The 18,897-nt window shown below is 73.9% G+C and carries 17 protein-coding genes and 1 pseudogene; 12 read left to right on the forward strand and 6 right to left on the reverse strand.

Going from position 1 to position 18,897, the window contains the following annotated elements:
* Positions 1 to 12: 12 nt before the first annotated feature.
* The 3 genes from FA582_RS05770 (at position 13) to FA582_RS05780 (ending at position 2,727) form a co-directional block, all read left to right on the forward strand.
* A complete protein-coding gene (locus FA582_RS05770) occupies positions 13 to 969 on the forward strand; it encodes an ROK family glucokinase (RefSeq protein WP_010146483.1) in 957 nt (318 codons plus the stop codon).
* Positions 966 to 1,976: an ROK family glucokinase gene (locus tag FA582_RS05775; RefSeq protein ID WP_010146484.1), complete on the forward strand. Its 1,011-nt coding sequence runs from the start codon at positions 966 to 968 to the stop codon at positions 1,974 to 1,976. The genes FA582_RS05770 and FA582_RS05775 overlap by 4 nt, the downstream gene beginning before the upstream one ends.
* 64 nt (positions 1,977 to 2,040) lie before the next feature.
* A complete protein-coding gene (locus tag FA582_RS05780) occupies positions 2,041 to 2,727 on the forward strand; it encodes an endonuclease/exonuclease/phosphatase family protein (protein WP_010146487.1) in 687 nt (228 codons plus the stop codon).
* A gap of 40 nt (positions 2,728 to 2,767) precedes the next feature.
* On the opposite strand, the gene FA582_RS05785 is transcribed toward FA582_RS05780, so the two are convergent.
* Positions 2,768 to 3,235 (reverse strand): hypothetical protein, encoded by a 468-nt coding sequence (locus FA582_RS05785; protein WP_141567484.1) that lies wholly within the window; start codon positions 3,233 to 3,235, stop codon positions 2,768 to 2,770.
* A 122-nt stretch (positions 3,236 to 3,357) separates the two neighbouring features.
* Here FA582_RS05785 and FA582_RS05790 point away from each other — a divergent pair, with 122 nt between their 5' ends.
* From FA582_RS05790 to FA582_RS05805, 4 genes are read left to right on the forward strand one after another with little or no spacing between them, the layout of a single operon-like run.
* Positions 3,358 to 4,248 carry a 1-acyl-sn-glycerol-3-phosphate acyltransferase gene (locus FA582_RS05790; RefSeq protein WP_010146489.1) on the forward strand — a complete coding sequence of 297 codons (891 nt, stop codon included), beginning with the start codon at positions 3,358 to 3,360 and terminating at the stop codon, positions 4,246 to 4,248.
* A 43-nt stretch (positions 4,249 to 4,291) separates the two neighbouring features.
* Positions 4,292 to 5,659, forward strand: coding sequence for a class II 3-deoxy-7-phosphoheptulonate synthase (locus FA582_RS05795; protein ID WP_010146490.1), 1,368 nt, complete (start codon positions 4,292 to 4,294; stop codon positions 5,657 to 5,659).
* 10 nt (positions 5,660 to 5,669) lie between these two features.
* Positions 5,670 to 6,746, forward strand: a complete 1,077-nt coding sequence (locus FA582_RS05800) for a threonine aldolase family protein (RefSeq protein ID WP_010146491.1) — start codon at positions 5,670 to 5,672, stop codon at positions 6,744 to 6,746.
* Positions 6,743 to 7,330 carry a molybdopterin-dependent oxidoreductase gene (locus tag FA582_RS05805; RefSeq protein WP_147899764.1) on the forward strand — a complete coding sequence of 196 codons (588 nt, stop codon included), beginning with the start codon at positions 6,743 to 6,745 and terminating at the stop codon, positions 7,328 to 7,330. The genes FA582_RS05800 and FA582_RS05805 overlap by 4 nt, the downstream gene beginning before the upstream one ends.
* Positions 7,331 to 7,337: 7 nt before the next feature.
* Here the strand turns inward: FA582_RS05805 and FA582_RS05810 are convergent, their stop codons facing one another.
* From FA582_RS05810 to FA582_RS05825, 4 genes and pseudogenes are all read right to left on the reverse strand, one after another.
* The gene (locus tag FA582_RS05810) at positions 7,338 to 7,751 is read right to left on the reverse strand and encodes a PASTA domain-containing protein (RefSeq protein ID WP_147899765.1); all 414 of its coding nucleotides are present in this window, start codon (positions 7,749 to 7,751) and stop codon (positions 7,338 to 7,340) included.
* Between the two features lie 28 nt (positions 7,752 to 7,779).
* Positions 7,780 to 8,337: a PASTA domain-containing protein gene (locus tag FA582_RS05815; protein ID WP_147899766.1), complete on the reverse strand. Its 558-nt coding sequence runs from the start codon at positions 8,335 to 8,337 to the stop codon at positions 7,780 to 7,782.
* Between the two features lie 229 nt (positions 8,338 to 8,566).
* Positions 8,567 to 9,223 (reverse strand): annotated as a pseudogene (locus tag FA582_RS17665) (protein kinase domain-containing protein); the annotation flags it as partial.
* A gap of 152 nt (positions 9,224 to 9,375) precedes the next feature.
* Positions 9,376 to 10,641, reverse strand: a complete 1,266-nt coding sequence (locus FA582_RS05825; protein ID WP_010146494.1) for a LysM peptidoglycan-binding domain-containing protein — start codon at positions 10,639 to 10,641, stop codon at positions 9,376 to 9,378.
* A 206-nt stretch (positions 10,642 to 10,847) separates the two neighbouring features.
* Between FA582_RS05825 and FA582_RS05830 the strand changes: the two genes are divergently transcribed.
* Positions 10,848 to 11,153 (forward strand): Rv2175c family DNA-binding protein, encoded by a 306-nt coding sequence (locus FA582_RS05830; protein ID WP_081480466.1) that lies wholly within the window; start codon positions 10,848 to 10,850, stop codon positions 11,151 to 11,153.
* A gap of 22 nt (positions 11,154 to 11,175) precedes the next feature.
* On the opposite strand, the gene FA582_RS05835 is transcribed toward FA582_RS05830, so the two are convergent.
* Positions 11,176 to 12,258, reverse strand: coding sequence for a polyprenyl synthetase family protein (locus tag FA582_RS05835; protein WP_010146497.1), 1,083 nt, complete (start codon positions 12,256 to 12,258; stop codon positions 11,176 to 11,178).
* Between the two features lie 312 nt (positions 12,259 to 12,570).
* Between FA582_RS05835 and FA582_RS16720 the strand changes: the two genes are divergently transcribed.
* The 4 genes from FA582_RS16720 to dinB are packed head-to-tail and all read left to right on the forward strand — an operon-like array spanning position 12,571 to position 18,889.
* Complete coding sequence (locus FA582_RS16720; RefSeq protein WP_010146498.1) at positions 12,571 to 12,996, forward strand: DUF6504 family protein; 426 nt, start codon at positions 12,571 to 12,573, stop codon at positions 12,994 to 12,996.
* A gap of 48 nt (positions 12,997 to 13,044) precedes the next feature.
* Entirely contained in the window at positions 13,045 to 13,515 is a 471-nt protein-coding gene (locus FA582_RS05845) for an SAV_6107 family HEPN domain-containing protein (protein ID WP_202798063.1), read from the forward strand.
* A gap of 5 nt (positions 13,516 to 13,520) precedes the next feature.
* Positions 13,521 to 17,555, forward strand: coding sequence for a DNA polymerase III subunit alpha (locus FA582_RS05850; RefSeq protein ID WP_147899767.1), 4,035 nt, complete (start codon positions 13,521 to 13,523; stop codon positions 17,553 to 17,555).
* Positions 17,549 to 18,889, forward strand: a complete 1,341-nt coding sequence (dinB, locus tag FA582_RS05855) for a DNA polymerase IV (protein WP_081480470.1) — start codon at positions 17,549 to 17,551, stop codon at positions 18,887 to 18,889. Before FA582_RS05850 ends, dinB begins: the two co-directional genes overlap by 7 nt.
* Positions 18,890 to 18,897 lie beyond the last annotated feature (8 nt).

Consider the following 18,897-nt stretch of genomic DNA (forward strand, 5'->3'; position numbering starts at 1 on the left):
TAGGGTGATCGGGTGAGCATCTGCGTCGGCGTGGACATCGGGGGCACCAAGATCGCGGCGAGCGCGGTGCAGGACGGCAGCATCCTGGAACAGGCGTTGCGGGAGACACCCGCGCAGGCACCCGACGACATCGTCACCGCCGTGGCCGACGTCCTGCGCGAGCTCACCGAGCGACTCGGGCCGGAGCGCCCGGTGGACGCGGTCGGCGTCGCGTGCGCCGGCTTCATCGACCGTAGCGGCGACATGGTGGTCTTCGCGCCCAACCTCGCCTGGCGCGACGAGCCGCTGCGGGAGCGCCTCGAGGAGGCGACCGGCCTGCCGGTGGTGCTGGAGAATGACGCCAACGCGGCGGCCTGGGGAGAGTTCCGCTTCGGCGCCGCCCGCGACGTCGAGGAGATGGTCCTCATCACCCTCGGCACCGGGGTGGGCGGGGGCATCGTCGTCGACGGGGAGCTCGTGCGGGGCACGCACGGCATGGCGGCCGAGGTGGGGCACATGCGGATGGTGCCGGACGGCCACCGCTGCGGGTGCGGCAACAAGGGCTGCTGGGAGGTGTATGCCTCCGGCAGCGCCCTCGTGCGCGAGGCGCGCGACCTGGTGGCCGGCGGCAGCCCGCACGCGGGCGCGCTCGCCGACGCCTGCGGGGGTGACCCCTCCGCGCTGAGCGGCGTGATGGTGACCGAGGTGGCGCAGGCGGGGGACCCTGCCGCGCAGGAGCTGCTCGAGGACGTCGGCCGCTGGGCCGGTGAGGGACTGGCCTCGCTCGCGGCGATCCTCGACCCCGGCCTGCTCGTCATCGGCGGCGGTGTCTCGGCGGCGGGGGACCTCGTCCTGCAGCCCGCGAAACGGACCTTCGCACGCAATCTCACGGGGCGTGGGCACCGGGAGATCATCCCGGTCGTGCTCGCGGAGCTGGGCAACGAGGCGGGGATGATCGGCGCGGCGGACCTCGCCTCGCGACGGGTGTGAGCCTGCGTCCCGCGACCTCGGCGCCACCGGCGGTCGGGGTCGACGTCGGCGGGACGCGGGTCAAGGCAGGGTTGGTCGAGGCCACCGGTGAGGTGGTCGCGAGGGTCCACCGGCTCACCCCGGGGCGGACCGTCGCGGCGGCCGAGGTGGAAGAGCTCATCGCCGAGGTCGTGCTGGACCTGCTGGGGCAGGTCGCGGTGGCCGAGCGCGGCGCCATCCCTGTCGGGGTGGGTGCCGCCGGCTTCGTCGACGCGGCCCAGGGGCGGGTGGTCTTCGCCCCGCACCTGTCCTGGCGCGACGAGCCGTTGCGGGAGAACCTCGCGAGGCGGCTCGGGCGCCCGGTCCTCGTCGACAACGACGCGCACGCCGCGGCGTGGGCCGAGCACCGCTACGGCGCCGGGGTCGGGGAGAGTCATCTCGTCATGCTCACGCTCGGCACCGGCATCGGGGGCGCGATCCTCACCGAGGGCCGGCTGCAGCGCGGCCGGCACGGACTGGCCGGTGAGTTCGGGCACCAGCAGCTCGTCCCCGACGGGCTGCGCTGCGAGTGCGGCAACCGTGGCTGCTGGGAGCAGTACGCCTCCGGTCGGGCGATCGCCCGGTTGGCCCGGGAAGTGGTGGCCGCCGGTGGTGACCACGCCTCGGCGCTCGTCCGCACGCTCGACGGGGGAGAGCCCGGGGCACTCACCGGGGAGCACGTGACGCGAGCCGCGCGCGAGGGTGACCGGGCGAGCCGGGAGATCCTGGCCGAGGTCGGTCGACACCTCGGGGTCGGCCTCGCCGGCGTCGCGGCCTCCCTCGACCCCGGCACCGTCGTCATCGGGGGCGGGGTGAGCCTGGCCGGCGACCTCCTGCTGGACCCGGCGCGGGAGACCCTGGCCCGGACCCTGGTCGGGCGCGGCCACCGCCCGGTCCCGCCGGTGCGCGCGGCGCAGCTGGGGGAGGTGGCCGGGATGGTCGGCGCCGCCGACCTCGCGCGGCACGCGGCGGCCGGGCCCTCGGCCTGACGCGCGCACGCACCGAGTGACCCCGCATACCTCGTCCTCGGGCGACGTGGGGGAGGATGAGCCCATGCCCTCCCTGCGCGTCGCCAGCTACAACCTGCGTGGACTCAAGGACAGCGCGGAGGCCGCCGCGGCGGTGGTCCGCGCGATGCGCCCCGACGTCCTCCTGCTGCAGGAGCTGCCCCGATACCCCGGGTCGGAGTATGCCGTCAGCGCCTTCGCCCGGGACTGCGACCTGCTGTGGTCAGGTCGCACCCGCCTGGTCAGCGGCACCGGCCTCATGACCGCGCTCCGGGTCACCGCCACCGACTCGCAGGACCGGCGGTTGCGCGTCGGGCTGCGGGAGAACCCGCGCAGCTACACCCTCACCCAGGTGCGGCTGCCGGGGGGGCAGCGGGCCCATGTCGTCTCGGTCCACCTGTCGCTGCGCGCGCAGCAGCGGGTGGAGCACGCCGGGACGGTCCTGTCCGAGCTCGCCGCCGACCCGGCCTTCCCGGACGACGTGCCGCTGGTCGTCGGCGGTGACCTCAACGAGGGGCCCGACGGGGCGGCCTGGGGGAGGTTCACCGAGGCCCTGGTCGAGGTGAGTGCCGAGCACCCGACCTTCCCCGCGCACCAGCCGCACCGTCACATCGATGCGATCTTCGCCCGGGGGCACCGTGCGGTGACGCCGGGAGACCCGGCGCTGCTGGAGGGTATGCCGGTGCGCGAGGCGAGCGACCACCTGCCGGTCTGGGTCGACCTGGAGATCTGAGCGCCGCACCGGGCGCGGTGCCCGACCCCCGGCCGCGCCCTCAGACCCGGGCGCCGTCGTCGTTGTCGAAGGGGCGGCGCCGGCGGGGCTGGCGCAGGATGAGCAGCACGAAGCCGGCGACCGCGAGCACCAGACCCAGAGCGGCGAAGCCCGGGGGCAGCAGGGGCACGATCGCCGAGCAGACCACGAGCAGCGGCCCGACGACGAGGCCGATGACGATCCCCCAGAAGTGCAGGTCACCGGCGGGCAGGGGCTCCGGGGGTGGGGGGACGAAGTGGTCCTCGTCCTGGTCCTCGGGCGGCTCGTAGGAGCGGTGGTCGGTCGCCATCCCCTCAGGGGTGCCGGTGCCGAGGTGCTGCGGGCGCTGCTGCTCCGCGGGTGGCCACGGCGGGTTGACCACGCGGCCCGAGGGAGGGGAGTCCTCACCGCGCAGGCCGGCCACGATCTCGCGGAAGGCCCGGTCCACGTCAGGATCGGCGGGGCCGTCCTCGGGGCTGCGGGGGCTCACCTGTCCAGTCTCGCACGACGCGGTGTCGATCCTCACCCGGCGAGGCAGTCTCGGGGGTAGAGTCGGCGCGCACACCGGCGCCCGCAGCGCGGCGGGACGACATGGCCCAAGGAGGAACCTCGGTGATCTACTGGATCCTCAAGCACCTCGTGGTCGGTCCGCCCGTGCGTGCCGTGTTCCGGCCCTGGATCGAGGGTCGGCAGCACATCCCCGCGGAGGGCGCGGCCATCCTGGCGAGCAACCACCTGTCCTTCTCCGACTCGATCTTCCTGCCGCTCATGGTGGACCGGCGGATCACCTTCCCCGCCAAGATGGAGTACTTCACCGGTACCGGGGTCAAGGGCTGGCTGACCAAGATGTTCTTCACCTCGACCGGGCAGATCCCCATCGACCGCTCGGGCGGGTCCGCGTCCATGGCGGCGCTGGAGCAGGGGCTGCAGGTGCTGCGCCGCGGCGAGCTCTTCGGGATCTACCCCGAGGGCACCCGCAGTCCTGACGGGCGGCTCTACCGCGGCAAGACGGGGATGGCGCGCCTCGCCCTGGAGGCCGACGTGCCGATCATCCCCTGCGCGATGATCGACACCGACAAGGCCCAGCCGACCGGTCAGCGGATCCCCAACGTCGTCCAGGTCGGGGTGCGCATCGGCCGCCCCATCCACCACCCGGAGTATGCCGGGCGCACCGAGGACCACGTGGTGCTGCGCCAGATCACCGACGAGGTCATGGCCGAGCTGCAGCGCCTCTCGGGACAGCCCTACGTCGATGAGTACGCCGCGACGGTCAAGGAGCGGCTGGCCGCCCGGGCCCGGGCCGGGGTGGCGCAGGCACGGGTCGGTCTCGAGCAGGCGACCGAGAAGGCCAAGGAGGGGCTGGAGCAGGCGGGGGAGAAGGCCCGGGAAGGGCTGGGCCACGCCCGTGACGACCTCGCCGAGGCCACCGAGAAGGCCAAGGAGAGCCTCGCCGAGCGGCGGGCGCGACGGCATACCGAGCACGAGGACGCCCCCGAGGCGTGACGCCGCGTCAGATCCACCCCTCGCCGTCTCCTACGATGGTTCGGTGAGCACCGACCTGACCGGCCTGGCCACCTCCGGGGGCCACGACATCGACTGGCCCGACCTTCCCGCGCAGCAGCAGCCCACGTGGGCCGACCCCGCCGCGCTCGCGCAGACCCTCTCGGTGCTCGGGACCTATCCGCCGCTCGTCTTCGCCGGCGAGTGCGACCAGCTGCGCTCGCGGATGGCCGACGTGGCCGCCGGACGCGCCTTCACGCTGCAGGGCGGCGACTGCGCGGAGACGCTGGCCGACGTGACCGGCCCCAACATCCGCGACCGGATCAAGACGATCCTGCAGATGGCCGTCGTCCTGACCTACGGCGCGGGCCTGCCCATCGTCAAGGTCGGGCGCATGGCCGGGCAGTTCGCCAAGCCGCGCAGCTCGGACACCGAGACCCGCGACGGCACCACCCTGCCGGCCTACCGCGGCGACATGGTCAACGGCTTCGAGTTCACGCCGGAGTCCCGGCAGCCGGACCCCGACCGACTGCTGCGCTGCTACCACGCGAGCTCGGCGACCCTCAACCTCGTGCGGGGCTTCACCAGCGGCGGCTTCGCCGACCTGCGCAGCGTCCACGCCTGGAACAAGGGCTTCCTTCGGGGCCCGGCGCAGGCGCGCTACGAGGTGATGGCCAGCCAGATCGACCGGGCGGTCCGCTTCCTCGAGGCCTCCGGCGTCGCCGACGCCGAGGAGATGCGCCGGGTGGAGTTCTACTCCGCCCACGAGGCGCTGGTCCTGGACTACGAGCGTCCGATGGTCCGCCGCGACCACCGCACCGGTCTGCTCTACGACACCTCCAGCCACCTCGTGTGGGTGGGCGAGCGCACCCGGGACCTCGACGGCGCGCACATCGACTTCGTCTCCCGGATCCAGAACCCGGTGGCGGTCAAGCTCGGCCCCGGCGCTGACCGCGACACGGTGCTCGCCCTCATGGACCGGATCGACCCCGACCGCGTCCCGGGGCGCCTCACCTTCATCACCCGGATGGGCGCCGGCACCATCCGCGACGTCCTGCCCTCGCTGCTGACCTCCCTCGGGGAGGACGCCCGGCGCGTCGCGTGGGTGTGCGACCCGATGCACGGCAACACCTTCACCTCGCCCAGCGGCTTCAAGACCCGCCGCTTCGAGGACGTCGTCGATGAGGTGCGCGGCTTCTTCGAGGCGCACGCCGAGGCGGGGACCCACCCGGGCGGCATCCACGTCGAGCTCACCGGCAACGACGTGACCGAGTGCGTCGGCGGCGCCACCCCCGTCGACCTCGACGACCTGGGCCTGCGCTACGAGACGGTGTGCGATCCCCGGCTCAACCACCAGCAGAGCCTGGAGCTGGCCTTCCTCGTCGCCGAGATGCTGGAGCGGGGCGGACGCTGAGGTGGGTCCTGTGCGCGAGGCCGAGCACGGGCGTGTCTCCGACCTGCGGTCGGACACGCTGACCCGGCCGACCCCGGCCATGCGCGAGGCGATGCTCGACGCGGAGGTCGGTGACGACGTCTACGCCGAGGACCCCACCGTCGCGGCGCTGGAGGAGCGGGTCGCGGACCTGCTCGGCCACGAGGCCGCGCTCTTCATGCCCACCGGGTCGATGGCCAACCAGATCGGGCTGCGTCTGCACGCCGGCCCCGGTCAGGAGATCATCAGCGACCACCTCGCCCACGTCCTGCGCGCCGAGCTCGGTGCGGCTGCGGCCTACTCCGGCATCACCACCCGCAGCTGGGTGGCCGACCGTGGCCGGCTCGACGTCGACACCGCGCTGGCCGTCATGGTGCCCGACGGCGGGGCATACCAGGTCAGCACGGCGTGCGTGGTCGTCGAGAACACCCACAACTTCGGCGGCGGCACGATCCAGCCGGTCGAGCAGATGCGGCTCCTGCGGGAGGGCACCGCGCAGGTCGGGGTGGGCGTCCACCTCGACGGCGCCCGGCTGTGGAACGCCCATGTGGCGACCGGCACCCCTCTCGCGGACTACGGTGCCTGCGCCGACACGGTCTCGGTCTGTCTGTCCAAGGGGCTGGGCGCACCGGTCGGGTCGGTGCTCGCCGCCTCCGCGGAGCAGATCGGCCAGGCGCGGATCCTGCGCAAGCGGATGGGCGGCGGCATGCGGCAGGTCGGGTTGCTGGCTGCGGCCGGACGGTATGCCCTGGAGCACCAGCTGGAGCGGCTCGCCGAGGACCACCGGCGCACGGCGAGGGTCGCCCGGGCCGTCGGGGAGGCGGCCCCGGACGTGCTCGACCCGGACGACGTCCAGACCAACATCCTCGTGCTCGACGTCGCGGCGGCGGGGTGGGGCGCGGGGGACTTCATCGGCGCGGCCGGCGAACGCGGTGTGCTGGGCTACCCCACCGACGCGCGGCACGCCCGCTTCGCCTGGCACCTCGACATCGACGACGCCATGACCGAGCACGCCCTGGACGTGCTGCTGGACCTCCTCGCGCCGGGCCGTGGCGGCGCCTCGTCGTGAACGACGCGGGTGAGCCAGGGACGCTGCCTCCGGGGCAGCGCCTGACCCACACCTGGCGAGCCTCGCACTACGGCCGGGTGCCGCGCCTGGATGCCGAGGACTGGACGCTGCGGATCGCCGGCGACACCCTCGACGGCGGGGTGACCGTGCTCACCTGGGACGACCTGACGCGCCTCCCCCAGACGGAGCTCGTCGCGAGCCTGCACTGCGTCGACCGGCACAGCGTCCCCGACCTGCGGTGGGGCGGGGTTCTCCTGCGGGAGGTGCTCGCGCTCGCGCCGCCGCACCCGGACGCCCGGCACGCGCTGCTGGCGGCGGCACGGGGGTATGCGGCCGCGGTGCTCGTCGAGGACCTGCGGCACCCCCAGGCCCTGCTGGCCCACAGCGTCGAGGGTGATCCGCTGACGGCCGAGCACGGCTGGCCGGCCCGTGCCGTGCGGCCGCACCTCTACGGCTTCAAGGGTCCGAAGTGGATCGTCGAGCTCACCTACCACCGGCACCCGCAGCAGGGGTGGTGGGAGTCGCACGGCTACCACCCCCGGGCCCGGGTGGCCCACGAGGAGCGGTGGGCCCACCAGGGCTGAGGTCGGCTCAGACGACGGCGAGGACGATCTGCGTGCCCACCGGCACCTGCTCCCCGGGCTCCACCGACTGCTCACGCACGGTGCCGAAGAACCCGCCCCGGACGTCCTCGCGCTCCACGACGAGACCGAGGCCGGTGAGCTCCTCCTCCGCGGCGCCGAACTGCCGCCCGACGACCTGCGGGACCGTGACCAGCTCCGGTCCCTGCGAGATGACCAGCGTCACCGTGCTGCCGCGCTCGACGAGGCCCGAGGTGGGTGACTGGCTCACCACGGACCCCTCGGCGACGTTGTCGTCGAAGACGCGCTCGGGGTCCACCGTCACGGTGAGCCCCGCGTCCACGAGCCGCGCGCTCGCCTCCTGCTCGGTGAGCCCGTTGGTGCGCGGGACCGCGACCGGTGCCGGTCCGTTGCTGATGACCACCGCGACCGCGCCGCCTGGCGGCAGCTGCTCACCGGCACCGGGCGAGGTGCGCAGGATCTGCCCCCCCCGGCTCGCTCTCGTGGTACTCCCGGGTCTGCTGGCCGAGGGCGAGGTTGACCTCGCCGAGGGCCTCGCGCGCGGAGTCGACGGACAGGCCGGTCAGCGGCGGGACGGCATAGCGCTCCGGACCCTGGGACACGACGACCGGCACATCGGTGCCGTGTCGCAGCTGCACCCCCGCCTGACGCTCGGCGGAGATGACGATCCCGGTCTCGATGTCCTCGGAGTAGGCGTAGGTGATGACGGGGTCGAGCTGCTCGGCGTCGAGGGCGGCGCGGGCCTGGTCCTCGGGCAGGTCCACGACCTGCGGCATGGGGGAATGGACCCCTGGTCCCTCGAGCAGCCACCACGCGGCATACCCGCCGCCGGCGAGCAGGAGCACGAGCAGCAGGCCCAGGACGAGCCCACCACGGCGCCGGGCCGGGCGGGGGGAGCGTGCGGCGGGCCGGCTGGAGGTCTGGGCGCGGGCCGGGCGGTTGCCGGTGGTGCGGGCGTAGTGCCCCTCGGCCCGGGCCGGCCGCCCCACCGGCAGGTGCCGAGTGGAGTCGCTCGCCCCGCCCACCACCTGGGTGAGGTCGCTGCCCGAGCTCGTGTCGGGCGCGCTCGCGCGCGGCGCGGGGGGCGGCGTCCAGCTCCTCGTCGGTCAGCTCGCGCAGGCACGCGCGCAGCTGGGTCAGCAGCTCTGCGGCGTCGACCGGTCGGTCGGCGCGGTCGGTCGCGGAGGCCCGTCGCACGAGCTCGTCCACCGGCCCCGGGACGCTCGGGGTGAGCTCGCTCGGGGAGGGCACGCTGCCGTGGACGTGCTCGTAGGCCACCCGCAGCGGGTCGCCGCCGGGAAAGGCCTTGCTGCCGGTGAGCAGCTCGAAGAGGAGCAGGCCGAGGGCGTACACGTCGGTGCGTGCGTCGATCGCGTCGTGCTCGACCTGCTCGGGGGCGAGATAGGCGGCAGTGCCCCACAGCAGCTCAGAGCTGGCGTGGCGACCCGACACGGAGACGGCCCGGGCCAGCCCGAAGTCGGCGACCTTGACCCCGCTCTCGCGCCCGTCGGCGAGCAGGACGTTCTCCGGCTTGATGTCGCGGTGCACCAGCCCGCGCCGGTGCGCCTCGGCGAGGGCCTCGGTGACGGGCAGCAGCAGGGCCATGGCCCGACGGGTGGACATCGGGGCGTGCTCGGCGATGACGTCGCGCAGCGTCGGGCCCTCGATGAGCTCCATCGCCAGGAAGACGATCTCCTCGTCCTCACCCTGGTCGTAGACACCGACGACGTGCGGGTGGGACAACCGCGCCGCAGCGCGGGCCTCGGCGACGAAGCGCCGCACGAAGGCGTCGTCGTCGGCCAGGTCCGGCCGCATGACCTTGAGCGCGACCGGGCGGTCCAGCCGGAGGTCCCGCGCGCGGTAGACCGTGGCCATCCCGCCCCGGGCGAGCTCGCCCACCACCTGGTAACGACCGTCGATGACACGGTCGAAGAGGGTGGAGGTCGGGGCGGTCACGCCCCGAGTCTACGAAGCGCGGGCGCCGGAGGGTGGGACGTGGGCGGCCATGGTATGCCGCGCGGCCGGCCTCAGAGCGTCTTCTGGAAGTGCTTGATGTTGCGGACGTACTGCCGGGTGTCGGGGAAGAGCCCGTGTTGGCGGACGCTGGCCAGGCCCTGGTAGTAGCCGCCGATCGCCTCGTCCGTGCTGCCGGCCGAGCGCAGCAGGGTGCGCATGATGACCACGCCGGCCGTGACGTTGTCCTGCGGGTCGAGCAGGTTGAGCTCGCGGCCCACGAGGCCGGAGGCCCACTGGCCCGAGCTGGGGATGACCTGCATGGCGCCGATGGCGTTCGCGGGGGAGACGGCGCGGTGGTTCCAGCCCGACTCCTGGTAGGACAGGGCGAGCATGAGGGTCGGGTCGACGCCGTGGCGCTCGCTGGTCCGGACGATGAGGTCCCGCATGGCCGACCTGCTGGGCACGTCGGTCTCGGCCAGGTAGTCGCGGTTCGCGGCCGCGGACCGGGCGATCCCGTCGCTGTAGCGGTAGTGCAGGAAGGTGTCCGGCACCTTCTCCCCGGCCCGGTGGTCGCCGATGGTGCTCTCGTCGTAGGGGCGGTCGAGCGCCTTCGGTGCCGCGGCCCGGGACGCCGGGGCGGACCCGGTGAGGCGCAGCTTCTGGCCGGGGTAGATGAGTCGGGTGTCCGCGAGGCCGTTGGCCCTCGCGATGTCGGCGACGCTCACGCCGTGCCGTGCCGCGATGTCCGTGAGGGTGTCGCCCGCGCGGACCGTGACGGTGCTCGCCGCGCTCGCCGAGGTCGCGCGCGGGGACGCGGAGGTGCTCGGGCTGCTGGCGGGTCGTGCCTCGCCGGCCGCTCCGGGCAGGCGCAGCACCTGACCCGGGTAGATGAGGCGGCTGTTGCTGATCGAGTTGACCGAGACGAGGTCCTTGATGCTCACGCCGTGCCGCACCGCGAGGTGGGAGAGCGTGTCGCCGGCCCGGACGGTGATGGTGCCGCGGCCGCCCGAGGTCGTCGCGTCGCGCGTCGGCGCAGGCGCCGAGGCGCCGGTGGACGTGCTCTTCCCGGCGCTCCCGCCGGGGATGCGCAGCGTGGCGCCGGGCATGATCCACCGGCCGCCGTCGCGCAGGTCGTTCGCGCGGACGATGGCGCCGGCGCTCACGTCATACCGGGCAGCGAGGTCGTAGACCGTGTCTCCGGAGACGACCCTGTGCGTCGTCTCCTTCTGGGTCCGGACCATGGTGTCCAGCGGTGCGGTCGCGTGCACACCGGTCGGTGCGACGTAGGCCTGGGATGGGAGGTCGCCCGGGGGCAGGGCGGCGAAGAGGGGGCTCACGTCTTTCCTCCAGTGACGTCTGTGGTGCGAGGTAGGGATGACACCCACGGGGCATAGGGGGACAAGGTGACCCGTGAGGCATGAGGGACAGTACCGTGCGGACGGAACGACCGCCACCTTTTGGGCGTGTCGTGACATGTGATTGACTAGTAGATGTGGTAAGTGACAACGATGTAGTTCAGGAATGGTTGACGGTGCCGGACGTCATGGAGCGCACCGGAGCGAGCGTGCAGGAGGTCCGGCGCTGGCTGCAGGAGCGCGATGTCGTCGGACGGCGCCGGGGTCCCGACCGGGTGATGATGGTGCCCGCAGGGTTCATCGACGACGAGGGTCCGCTCCCGGCGCTGCGCGGCACCATCACGGTGCTCGCCGACGGTGGCCAGAGCGATGAGGAGATCATCGACTGGCTGCACGCGCCGGACGACTCGATGACCGGGGGCAGCGCGATCGCCTCCCTCCACGCCGGAGCCAAGACCGAGGTGCGGCGCCGGGCCCAGGAGCAGGCCTTCTAGGACCGTCCGGCCGGCCGTTCCCTCAGGTGGAGCGGTCGGTACAGACCGCGACGAGCTCGGTCAGGGCCTGCCGACCCTCGTCGGTGAGCCCGGGCGTGCCCTCGATCGTCCGGGCGGCCTGCTCGGCGCCGGTCCCGATCATCTGCTCGGTGCGCCCCAGGGCGCCCGAGTCGACCATGACCTCCCGCACCCGGTCGACGGACCCCTCGGACAGATCCGGGTCCCCGAGTGTGCGCTCGACCAGGGCGCGGCCGTCGGCGTCGGCATGGGCCAGGGTCTGGGCGATGAGCACGGTGTGCTTGCCCTCGCGCAGGTCGTCGCCGGCCGGCTTGCCGGTCTGCGCCGGGTCGCCGAAGACGCCGAGCACGTCGTCGCGCAGCTGGAAGGCCTCGCCCAGGGTGGCGCCGTAGCTGTGGAGTCCCTCCCGGGTCTGCTCCTGCACCCCGGCCGCGTCCGCGCCGATGAGCAGCGGCTGCTGGACCGAGTAGCGCGCGCTCTTGTAGCGGATGACGGTGAGGCACCGCTCCAGGCGCTGGTCGAGGTCGAGGTCGCCCCACCCGCGTGCGCCCTCGAGCATGTCGAGGAACTGGCCTCCCATGAGCTGGGTGCGCATCCGGTCGAACTCGGGGCGCGCCCGCTGGAGGGCGTCGGGGGTCAGCCCGCTGCTGGTGAAGACCTCGTCGGTCCAGTTGAGGCAGAGGTCGCCGGCCAGGATCGCCGCGGCGTGGCCGAAGGAGTCCGCGTCGCCGGACCAGCCCTGCTCCCGGTGGTGCCTCGCGAAGGTCCGGTGGGCGGTGGGCTGCCCGCGCCGCAGGTCGCTGTGGTCCATGACGTCGTCGTGCAGCAGGGCGGCCGCCTGGAAGATCTCCATGGCGCTCGCGGCGCGGACGGCGGCCGGGTCGTCCGCGCCGCCGAGGGCGCGCCAGCCCCAGTAGAGGAAGGTGGCCCGCAGGCGCTTCCCGCCGGCGAGCAGGTCGGCGACCGCGTCGACCAACGGGGCCATCGGCGGCCCGAGCTCGTCGAGCACGACGCGCTGCTGGGCGAGGTGCTCGTCGAGGACGTGTTGTACGCGGGGGCGCAGGTCCACGCCGTCCAGGGCCTGCATCACGGATCCTCCTGTGCCTCGGCGGCCCCCGGTGGGTGGCCGGAAGGGCGGTGTGTCCCGGTGGTGTCGCCCGGACCCGAGCCTAGCCGTTGCGGCGTGCGGCCCGGGTCACCCCCTCCTGCGACCCGGGCCGTGCTCACCATGGTCGCCGGAGGGGCTCGAGCCGCGCAGAAGTTGTCCACAGAGGGAGGGAGGGGGTTGAGTCTGTCGGTGTCCGGTCGTACATTTGTGCCATCGCTGATGTCGAACACAAGTTCGATCACGAGGTGAAGACCGTCGCCCGCACGGTCGCAGTGCCAAGGAGGCGGATCCATGAGCAGGAGCTACCACGAGCCGGTCGAGGTCAGGCTGGGCCGGGCGCAGGAGCACGGTGTCCGGGTCGAGGCGGCGCTGCCGGCCGGGATCGGCGGAGGTGACGGGAGGGCTGGTGGTCGAACGGTCGCCGACCACGACGACCCGCAGGTCCCGGCCGTCTTCCTCTGGCGGGGCCGGGTGCACCTCGTGCGTGCGGTGCTGGGGCAGTGGAGTCTGCGGGTGCCGTGGTGGCGCTCCGAGGAGCAGGCCGACCCCGGGTCGGCCGCGGCCGAGGACATCGCGCCCGATGTCGCCGACCGGGCGGGAGGAGATCTGGAGCGGACCGTCTGGCGGGTCGAGGCGGGTGCTGGGCGCGCCGCAGGTACCGGCGTCTACGACCTCGTCCAGGGCGAGCAGTGGTGGTTGGAGCGGGTCGCCGACTGAGGTCGGGAGCATCGTGCGCGGCAGCTGCCGACGCGCGCAGGAGCAGCGATGAGGATCACGGAAGGGAACGACGGGATGACGATCACCGAGACCGGAGTCACCGCAGGAGCGGTGCTGGATCTGCTGGAGCGCTCGCGAGGCGTGCTGCTGCAGGCCTGCCACAGCGGGACCGCGGCGGAGCGCTACACCCAGGCCCACCTGTCCGCCCTGCGTGCCGGGGCGGCCTTGCTGGCGGCGCGCGCCACGCCCACCGCCACCCGCCGCAGCCGGCCGCGCAGCGTCTGGGAGATGCTTCCGACGGTCGCTCCCGAGCTGACCGAGTGGGCCGCGTTCTTCGCCGCGTCCGGCCGCCGGCGGGTGGCGCTCGAGCGAGGAGGAGCCAGCGCGGCCGTGACGACGCGCGAGGCCGATGACCTGGTGCGGGCGGCGGAGCACTTCCTCGACCTGGTGCGCGCGGCGCTCCACCTGCCGTGCGAGACCTCGCTGCACTCCGAGCTGACCCCCCTGGGGCACGGGTGAGTCCGGTGGCGGCTGGAGGCGACGACTTCGTGCACCTGCACGTCGCCTCCAGCGCGTCCATGCGGTATGGCGCCTCCCACCCGGTCGACCTCGTCCGGCGGGCGGCCGAGCTGGGCCAGTCCGCGCTGGCGCTGACCGACCGTGACGGGCTCTACGGCGCGGTGCGTTTCGTCCGTGCCTGCACGGAGGCCGGGATCGCCCCGGTGCTGGGGGTGGATCTCGCGCTGGCGGGCTCGCCGCCCGCAGGAGGGTCGGGCGGGCGGTCCGGGGCGTCGGCCTCCACGCCGTTCGTGACGGGGCTGCGGGAGACACCTCCCGAGCGGTCCCGGATGTCTCCCGGCCGCGGGTGGGGAGAGGGGCTGGACGTCCGGCCGGACCGGCGCGGTCCGCGCACCCCGGTCAAGGGGGGCGCCCTCGTCGACGACCAGCAGCCGCGGGTGGTGCTGCTGGCCCGGGGCCAGCGCGGTGGGGCCGAGGCGGGCTCCGGGTGGGCGAGGTTGTGCCGACTGGTCACGCACACCCACCTGGCGGGCGAACGCTCGGTGCCACGGGTCACCCCCGAGCTCATCGCCCGGGCTGCCGCCGGCGCTGCCGGGGCCTCCCCGGTCGTCCTGCTGCTGGGGCCGGACTCCGACGTCGGCCGGGCGCTGCTGGCCCGCCGTCGCGACCTGGCCCGCCACCTCCTCCTGGGGTGGGCGAGGCTGCTCCCCGCGGGGGCGGTGCGGATCGAGGTGGTCTGCCACGGTGGGCCCGAGGGCACGCCGGGGAGCCTGGCCCATGCCACGGCGTCGTGGGCGCTGGCCCGCGAGGTCGGCGTCCCCGCCGTGCTCACGGCGGCGGTGCGGCACGCGCACCCCGAGCAGGCGCGGGTCGTGGACGTGCTCGACGCCGCCCGCCGCCGGGTCGCGCTCGACGAGCGGCACCTCGACCGGGTGAGCAGCGCCGGCCACCTCGCGCAGACCGCTGTCATGCACGGGCTGGCCCGGCAGCTGGAGCGCGCCGGGGGGCCTGGCGCCCGGGCCGAGGAGCTCGTGCGCGACACCCTGCAGCTGGCCGCCGACTGTCATCAGGACGCCCGCTCCGACCTCGGGATCGGCGCGGTCCACCTGCCCGAGCCGGAGGTGCTCGGGGTGCGCGGGGTGGGGCAGGCCCACCAGGTCCTGACCGAGCGGTGCACCCAGGCCGTCGGCAGTCGCTACCCCGGGGTCGCGAGGGCGGTCGAGCGCGAGGTCCGCGACCGGCTCGAGCAGGAGCTCGGGGTGATCGCCGGACTGGGCTACCCCACCTACTTCCTCACCGTCGCCCAGGTCTGCGACCTGATCCGGGACCACGGCGTCCGGGTGGCTGCCCGCGGGTCGGGGGCGGGGAGTCTGGTGACCTACCTCCTCGGCATCAGCGGCGTCGACCCGATGGAGCACGGGCTGCTCATGGAGCGGTTCTGCTCCCCGCTGCGGGCCCAGCTGCCGGATATCGACATCGACGTCGAGTCGGCCCGGCGCACCGAGATCTACGAGCACATCCTCGAACGTTTCGGCTCTGAGCGGGTGACCTGTGTGTCGATGACCGAGACCTACCGCGTGCGGCACGCCGTGCGTGACGTCGCGGCGACGCTGGGGCTTCCGCCCGGCGAGATCGACGTGATCGCCAAGGCCTTCCCCCACATCCGGGCGCGCGATGCCCGGGCCGCGATCCGCGACCTGCCCGAGCTACGACGCCAGGGGCTGGACGCCCCGCGGATGCGTCTCCTCATGGAGCTGGTGGAGGCCCTCGACGGGCTGCCCCGCCACATCGCGATGCACCCGTGCGGAGTGGTCCTGTCCGACACCGGCCTCCTCGACCGGACCCCGGTCGAGGCGAGCTGGTTGGGCTTCCCGATGAGCCAGTTCGACAAGGACGACGTCGAGGAGCTGGGGTTGCTCAAGCTCGACGTCCTGGGGATCCGGATGCAGTCGGCGATGGCGCACGCCGTCGAGGAGGTCGAACGCGTCGACGGCACCCGGATCGACCTGGACGACCGGGCGCAGGTGCCCCTGGACGACCCCGACACCTTCGCCCTGGTGCAGTCCACCCGCACCCTCGGGTGCTTCCAGATCGAGTCCCCGGGTCAGCGCGAGCTGGTGGGGAAGTTCGCGCCGGAGACCTTCACCGACATCATCATCGACATCTCCCTGTTCCGGCCCGGGCCGGTGAAGTCCGACATGATCAGGCCGTTCCTGCACGCCCGCCAGGGCTGGGGTGAGCCGGAGTACCTCCATCCCCGCCTCATCCCCTACCTCGAGCAGACCTGCGGGGTGGTGGTCTTCCACGAGCAGGTGCTGCAGATCGTCGCCGAGACCACAGGGGTGTCCCTGGCCCAGGCCGATGAGGTGCGCCGGGCGATGGGCAGCCCGGCCGGGCAGGAGAAGGTCGAGGTGTGGTGGCGTGCCGCAGCTGCCGCACGCGGTTACCGCCCGGAGGAGGTGGGCCGGATCTGGGAGGTGCTGGCCGCCTTCGCCTCGTTCGGTTTCTGCAAGGCCCACGCGGCCGCCTTCGCGCTCCCGACCTACCAGTCGGCCTGGCTGAAGACCCATCACACCGCAGCCTTCCTCGCCGGTGTCCTGACCCACGATCCCGGGATGTATCCCAAGCGGCTGATCCTGGACGAGGCCAGGACCATGGGGGTCCACGTGCTCGGTCTCGACGTCAACACCTCCGGCGCGACCTACCTGGTCGAGCGCGTCGACGCGATGACCCTGGAGGGGGAGTCCGCGTGGGACGCCGCGCCGTCGCACGGCGCCCCGGCCGGTGGGGCCCGGGGCACGCTGCGGCGCCAGCCGGACCGGGTGGACGCCACCATGGCCTCCATCGAGCGACGGGCCGCGGGCTACGGCATCCGGTTGTCCCTGGCCGACGTCAAGGGCATCACCGAGGACGAGATCGGCCGGATCGTCGCCGGACAGCCCTACGACTCCTTGTCCGACCTGTGGCACCGCGCCCGACCCAGCCGACCCACGGCGGAGCGGCTCGTGCTGGCCGGGGGTCTGGACGAGCTGCACCGGGTCGGCCGGTGCAGCCCCCGCGCCCGCGACACCCCGGGCGGACGCCGCGTCGGTGGAGGTGCCGGCGGGGGCGGGCGGACGGACCTGACCCGTCGTGACCTCATGCTGCACGTGCGTGACCTGGAGCGCTGGTCACGGCACGCGGGCGGGGCGCAGGGGCTCTCCCGCGCCGGACGCCGTCGCCCGGCGCCGGTCATCGAGGCGGGAGAGGTCGCGGCCCGGGCGGAGGACCAGGCGGTGGGACGCCGTTCGTGGCGGACCAGCGGTGTCACCGCACCGACCCAGCTGACCCTGGAGCTGGGGGACGACCCGGCGCCCCTCGTCGGGAGCGGGTTGCCCGAGATGAGCCGGTCCGAGCAGCTACGGGCCGAGCTGGAGGTGCTCGGCATGGATGTCAGCAGCCATGTGGTGGAGGGCTTTGCTCCGATGTTGAGCGAGCTGGGGGTGACCCGGGCCCGCGATCTGCTCTCCTACCGCAGCGGTGCCGAGGTGCTCGTGGCCGGGGCGAAGGTCGCCACCCAGACCCCGCCGGTGCGGTCCGGGCGACGGGTCGTCTTCCTCACGCTGGACGACAGCAGCGGACCGGCCGACGCGACCTTCTTCGAGGACGTCCAGGGCCCGTTCGCCTCCACCGTCTTCCACTCCTGGCTGCTGCTGGTGCGCGGTGTCGTCCGTCGCACCGGACCCAGAGGGGTCTCGATCCGGGCCACCGCCGCCTGGGAGCTGGGGGCGGTCGCGCAGGCCTGGGAGCACGGAGGTCCGGCCGCCGCGCAGGCGGCCATGGAGCAGTCCGTGCAGCAGGCGAGGGTGCTCGCCCTGGAGGCCGAGGCCGCCTCCCGTGCGGCGGCCTCGGCGACCGGCGCACCGGCCGGGCGCCGGGTGCTCGTGCACGCCTCGGGCTTCGCCCAGTCGCCCTACGCCGACATCGCCCCGGCCGGGGAGACGACCAGGCAGCCGGGCGGCAAGCTGTGGCACTCCAGTCCGGGCAGCTCCGGATGGTGACCGTCACGGCCGCCCCCGCCCCCGCCCCCGCCCCCGCCCCCGTGAGGGAGCACGAGCCCGCTCACCGCCAGGGGCGCGCTCCCTCACCCCCTGGACGGCACGCTGCGGCCCTGCCCGGAGAGCACGCTCCGGCTTCCGGGCGGCACGCCGCTCCGGCCTCCGGCGCCGGCCAGGGGTGGGTGCTCCACGTCGACATGGACGCCTTCTACGTCGCGGTCTCCCTGCTGGACCAGCCTGACCTGTGCGGGCAGCCGGTGGCGGTGGGCGGCGGCTGGCGCAGCGTCGTCCTGTCGGCGAGCTATGAGGCCCGGGCCTACGGCGTGCGCTCCGGTATGCCGATGGCCACGGCGCGCAGGCTGTGCCCCCCGCTCGTGGTGGTCCGGCCCGAGCCGGAGCGTTACGCCAGGGTCTCCGAGGCGGTGATGGCGATCTTCGCCGAGGTCACGCCGCAGGTCGAGCCGGTCTCCATGGAGGAGGCCTTCCTCGACATCGCCACCACCGGCCGCCGCTGGGGTGGCCCGGAGCGGATCGGGAGCTGGATCCGGGACACCGTGGCCGACGAGCAGGGGATCACCTGCTCGGTCGGCGGGGCTCCCTCCAAGGCTGTCGCCAAGATGGCCTCCCGGGCGGCCAAGCCCGACGGCATGCGGCTGGTCACCCGCGACGAGGTCGTCCCCTTCCTGCACCCGATGCCGGTGGGTGCCCTGTGGGGGGTGGGGGAGTCCACCGAGGCCGAGCTGCACCGCCTGGGACTGCACACGGTCGCCGAGCTGGCGCACGTGCCGCTGGTCACGTTGCGCCGTGCCCTGGGTGAGCAGTCCGCGGCCAGGCTGCACGCCCTGGCCTGGGGGATCGACGACGACCCGGTCGTGGCCCAGCGCCGGGAGCGCAGCGTCGGGTCCTCCGAGACGTTCACCCACGACGTCGATGACCCCCAGGCCATCCGTCGCCAGCTGCTGCACCTCGCCGACCGCACGGCGAGCCGGATGCGGCACGCCGGGGTGCTCGGGCGCACCGTGGTCCTCACCGTGCGCTTCTCCGACTTCACCACGATCACCCGCTCGCGCACCGTGGCGAGCCCGACCGACGTCACCCGGGAGGTGCACGCGGTCGCCTGCTCGCTGTATGCCGCACTCGGGTTGCAGCGTGCCCGCATCCGGATGCTGGGTGTGCGGGTGGAGGGCATCACCGAGGCGGACCAGACCCTCGTGCAAGGTCGGCTCGACGAGCCGGAGAACGGCTGGCGCGAGGCAGAACGCGCGGCCGACCTCGCCGTCGCGAGGTTCGGTCTCCAGGCGGTGCGACCAGCCAGTCTGCTGACCCGCGACCGGTGACGCAGCAC

The organism is Serinicoccus profundi, from assembly GCF_008001015.1.
In the GTDB taxonomy this organism is placed as follows: domain Bacteria; phylum Actinomycetota; class Actinomycetes; order Actinomycetales; family Dermatophilaceae; genus Ornithinicoccus; species Ornithinicoccus profundi.

What these genes read in the sequence shown, in the direction of transcription:
- FA582_RS05845 (WP_202798063.1), top strand. Translation starts at nt 13,045, where the DNA reads ATGAGGATCACGGAAGGGAACGACGGGATGACGATCACCGAGACCGGA.
- FA582_RS05830 (WP_081480466.1), top strand. Translation starts at nt 10,848, where the DNA reads ATGGAGCGCACCGGAGCGAGCGTGCAGGAGGTCCGGCGCTGGCTGCAG.
- FA582_RS16720 (WP_010146498.1), top strand. Translation starts at nt 12,571, where the DNA reads ATGAGCAGGAGCTACCACGAGCCGGTCGAGGTCAGGCTGGGCCGGGCG.
- FA582_RS05835 (WP_010146497.1), bottom strand. Translation starts at nt 12,258, where the DNA reads ATGCAGGCCCTGGACGGCGTGGACCTGCGCCCCCGCGTACAACACGTC.
- dinB (WP_081480470.1), top strand. Translation starts at nt 17,549, where the DNA reads ATGGTGACCGTCACGGCCGCCCCCGCCCCCGCCCCCGCCCCCGCCCCC.
- FA582_RS05780 (WP_010146487.1), top strand. Translation starts at nt 2,041, where the DNA reads ATGCCCTCCCTGCGCGTCGCCAGCTACAACCTGCGTGGACTCAAGGAC.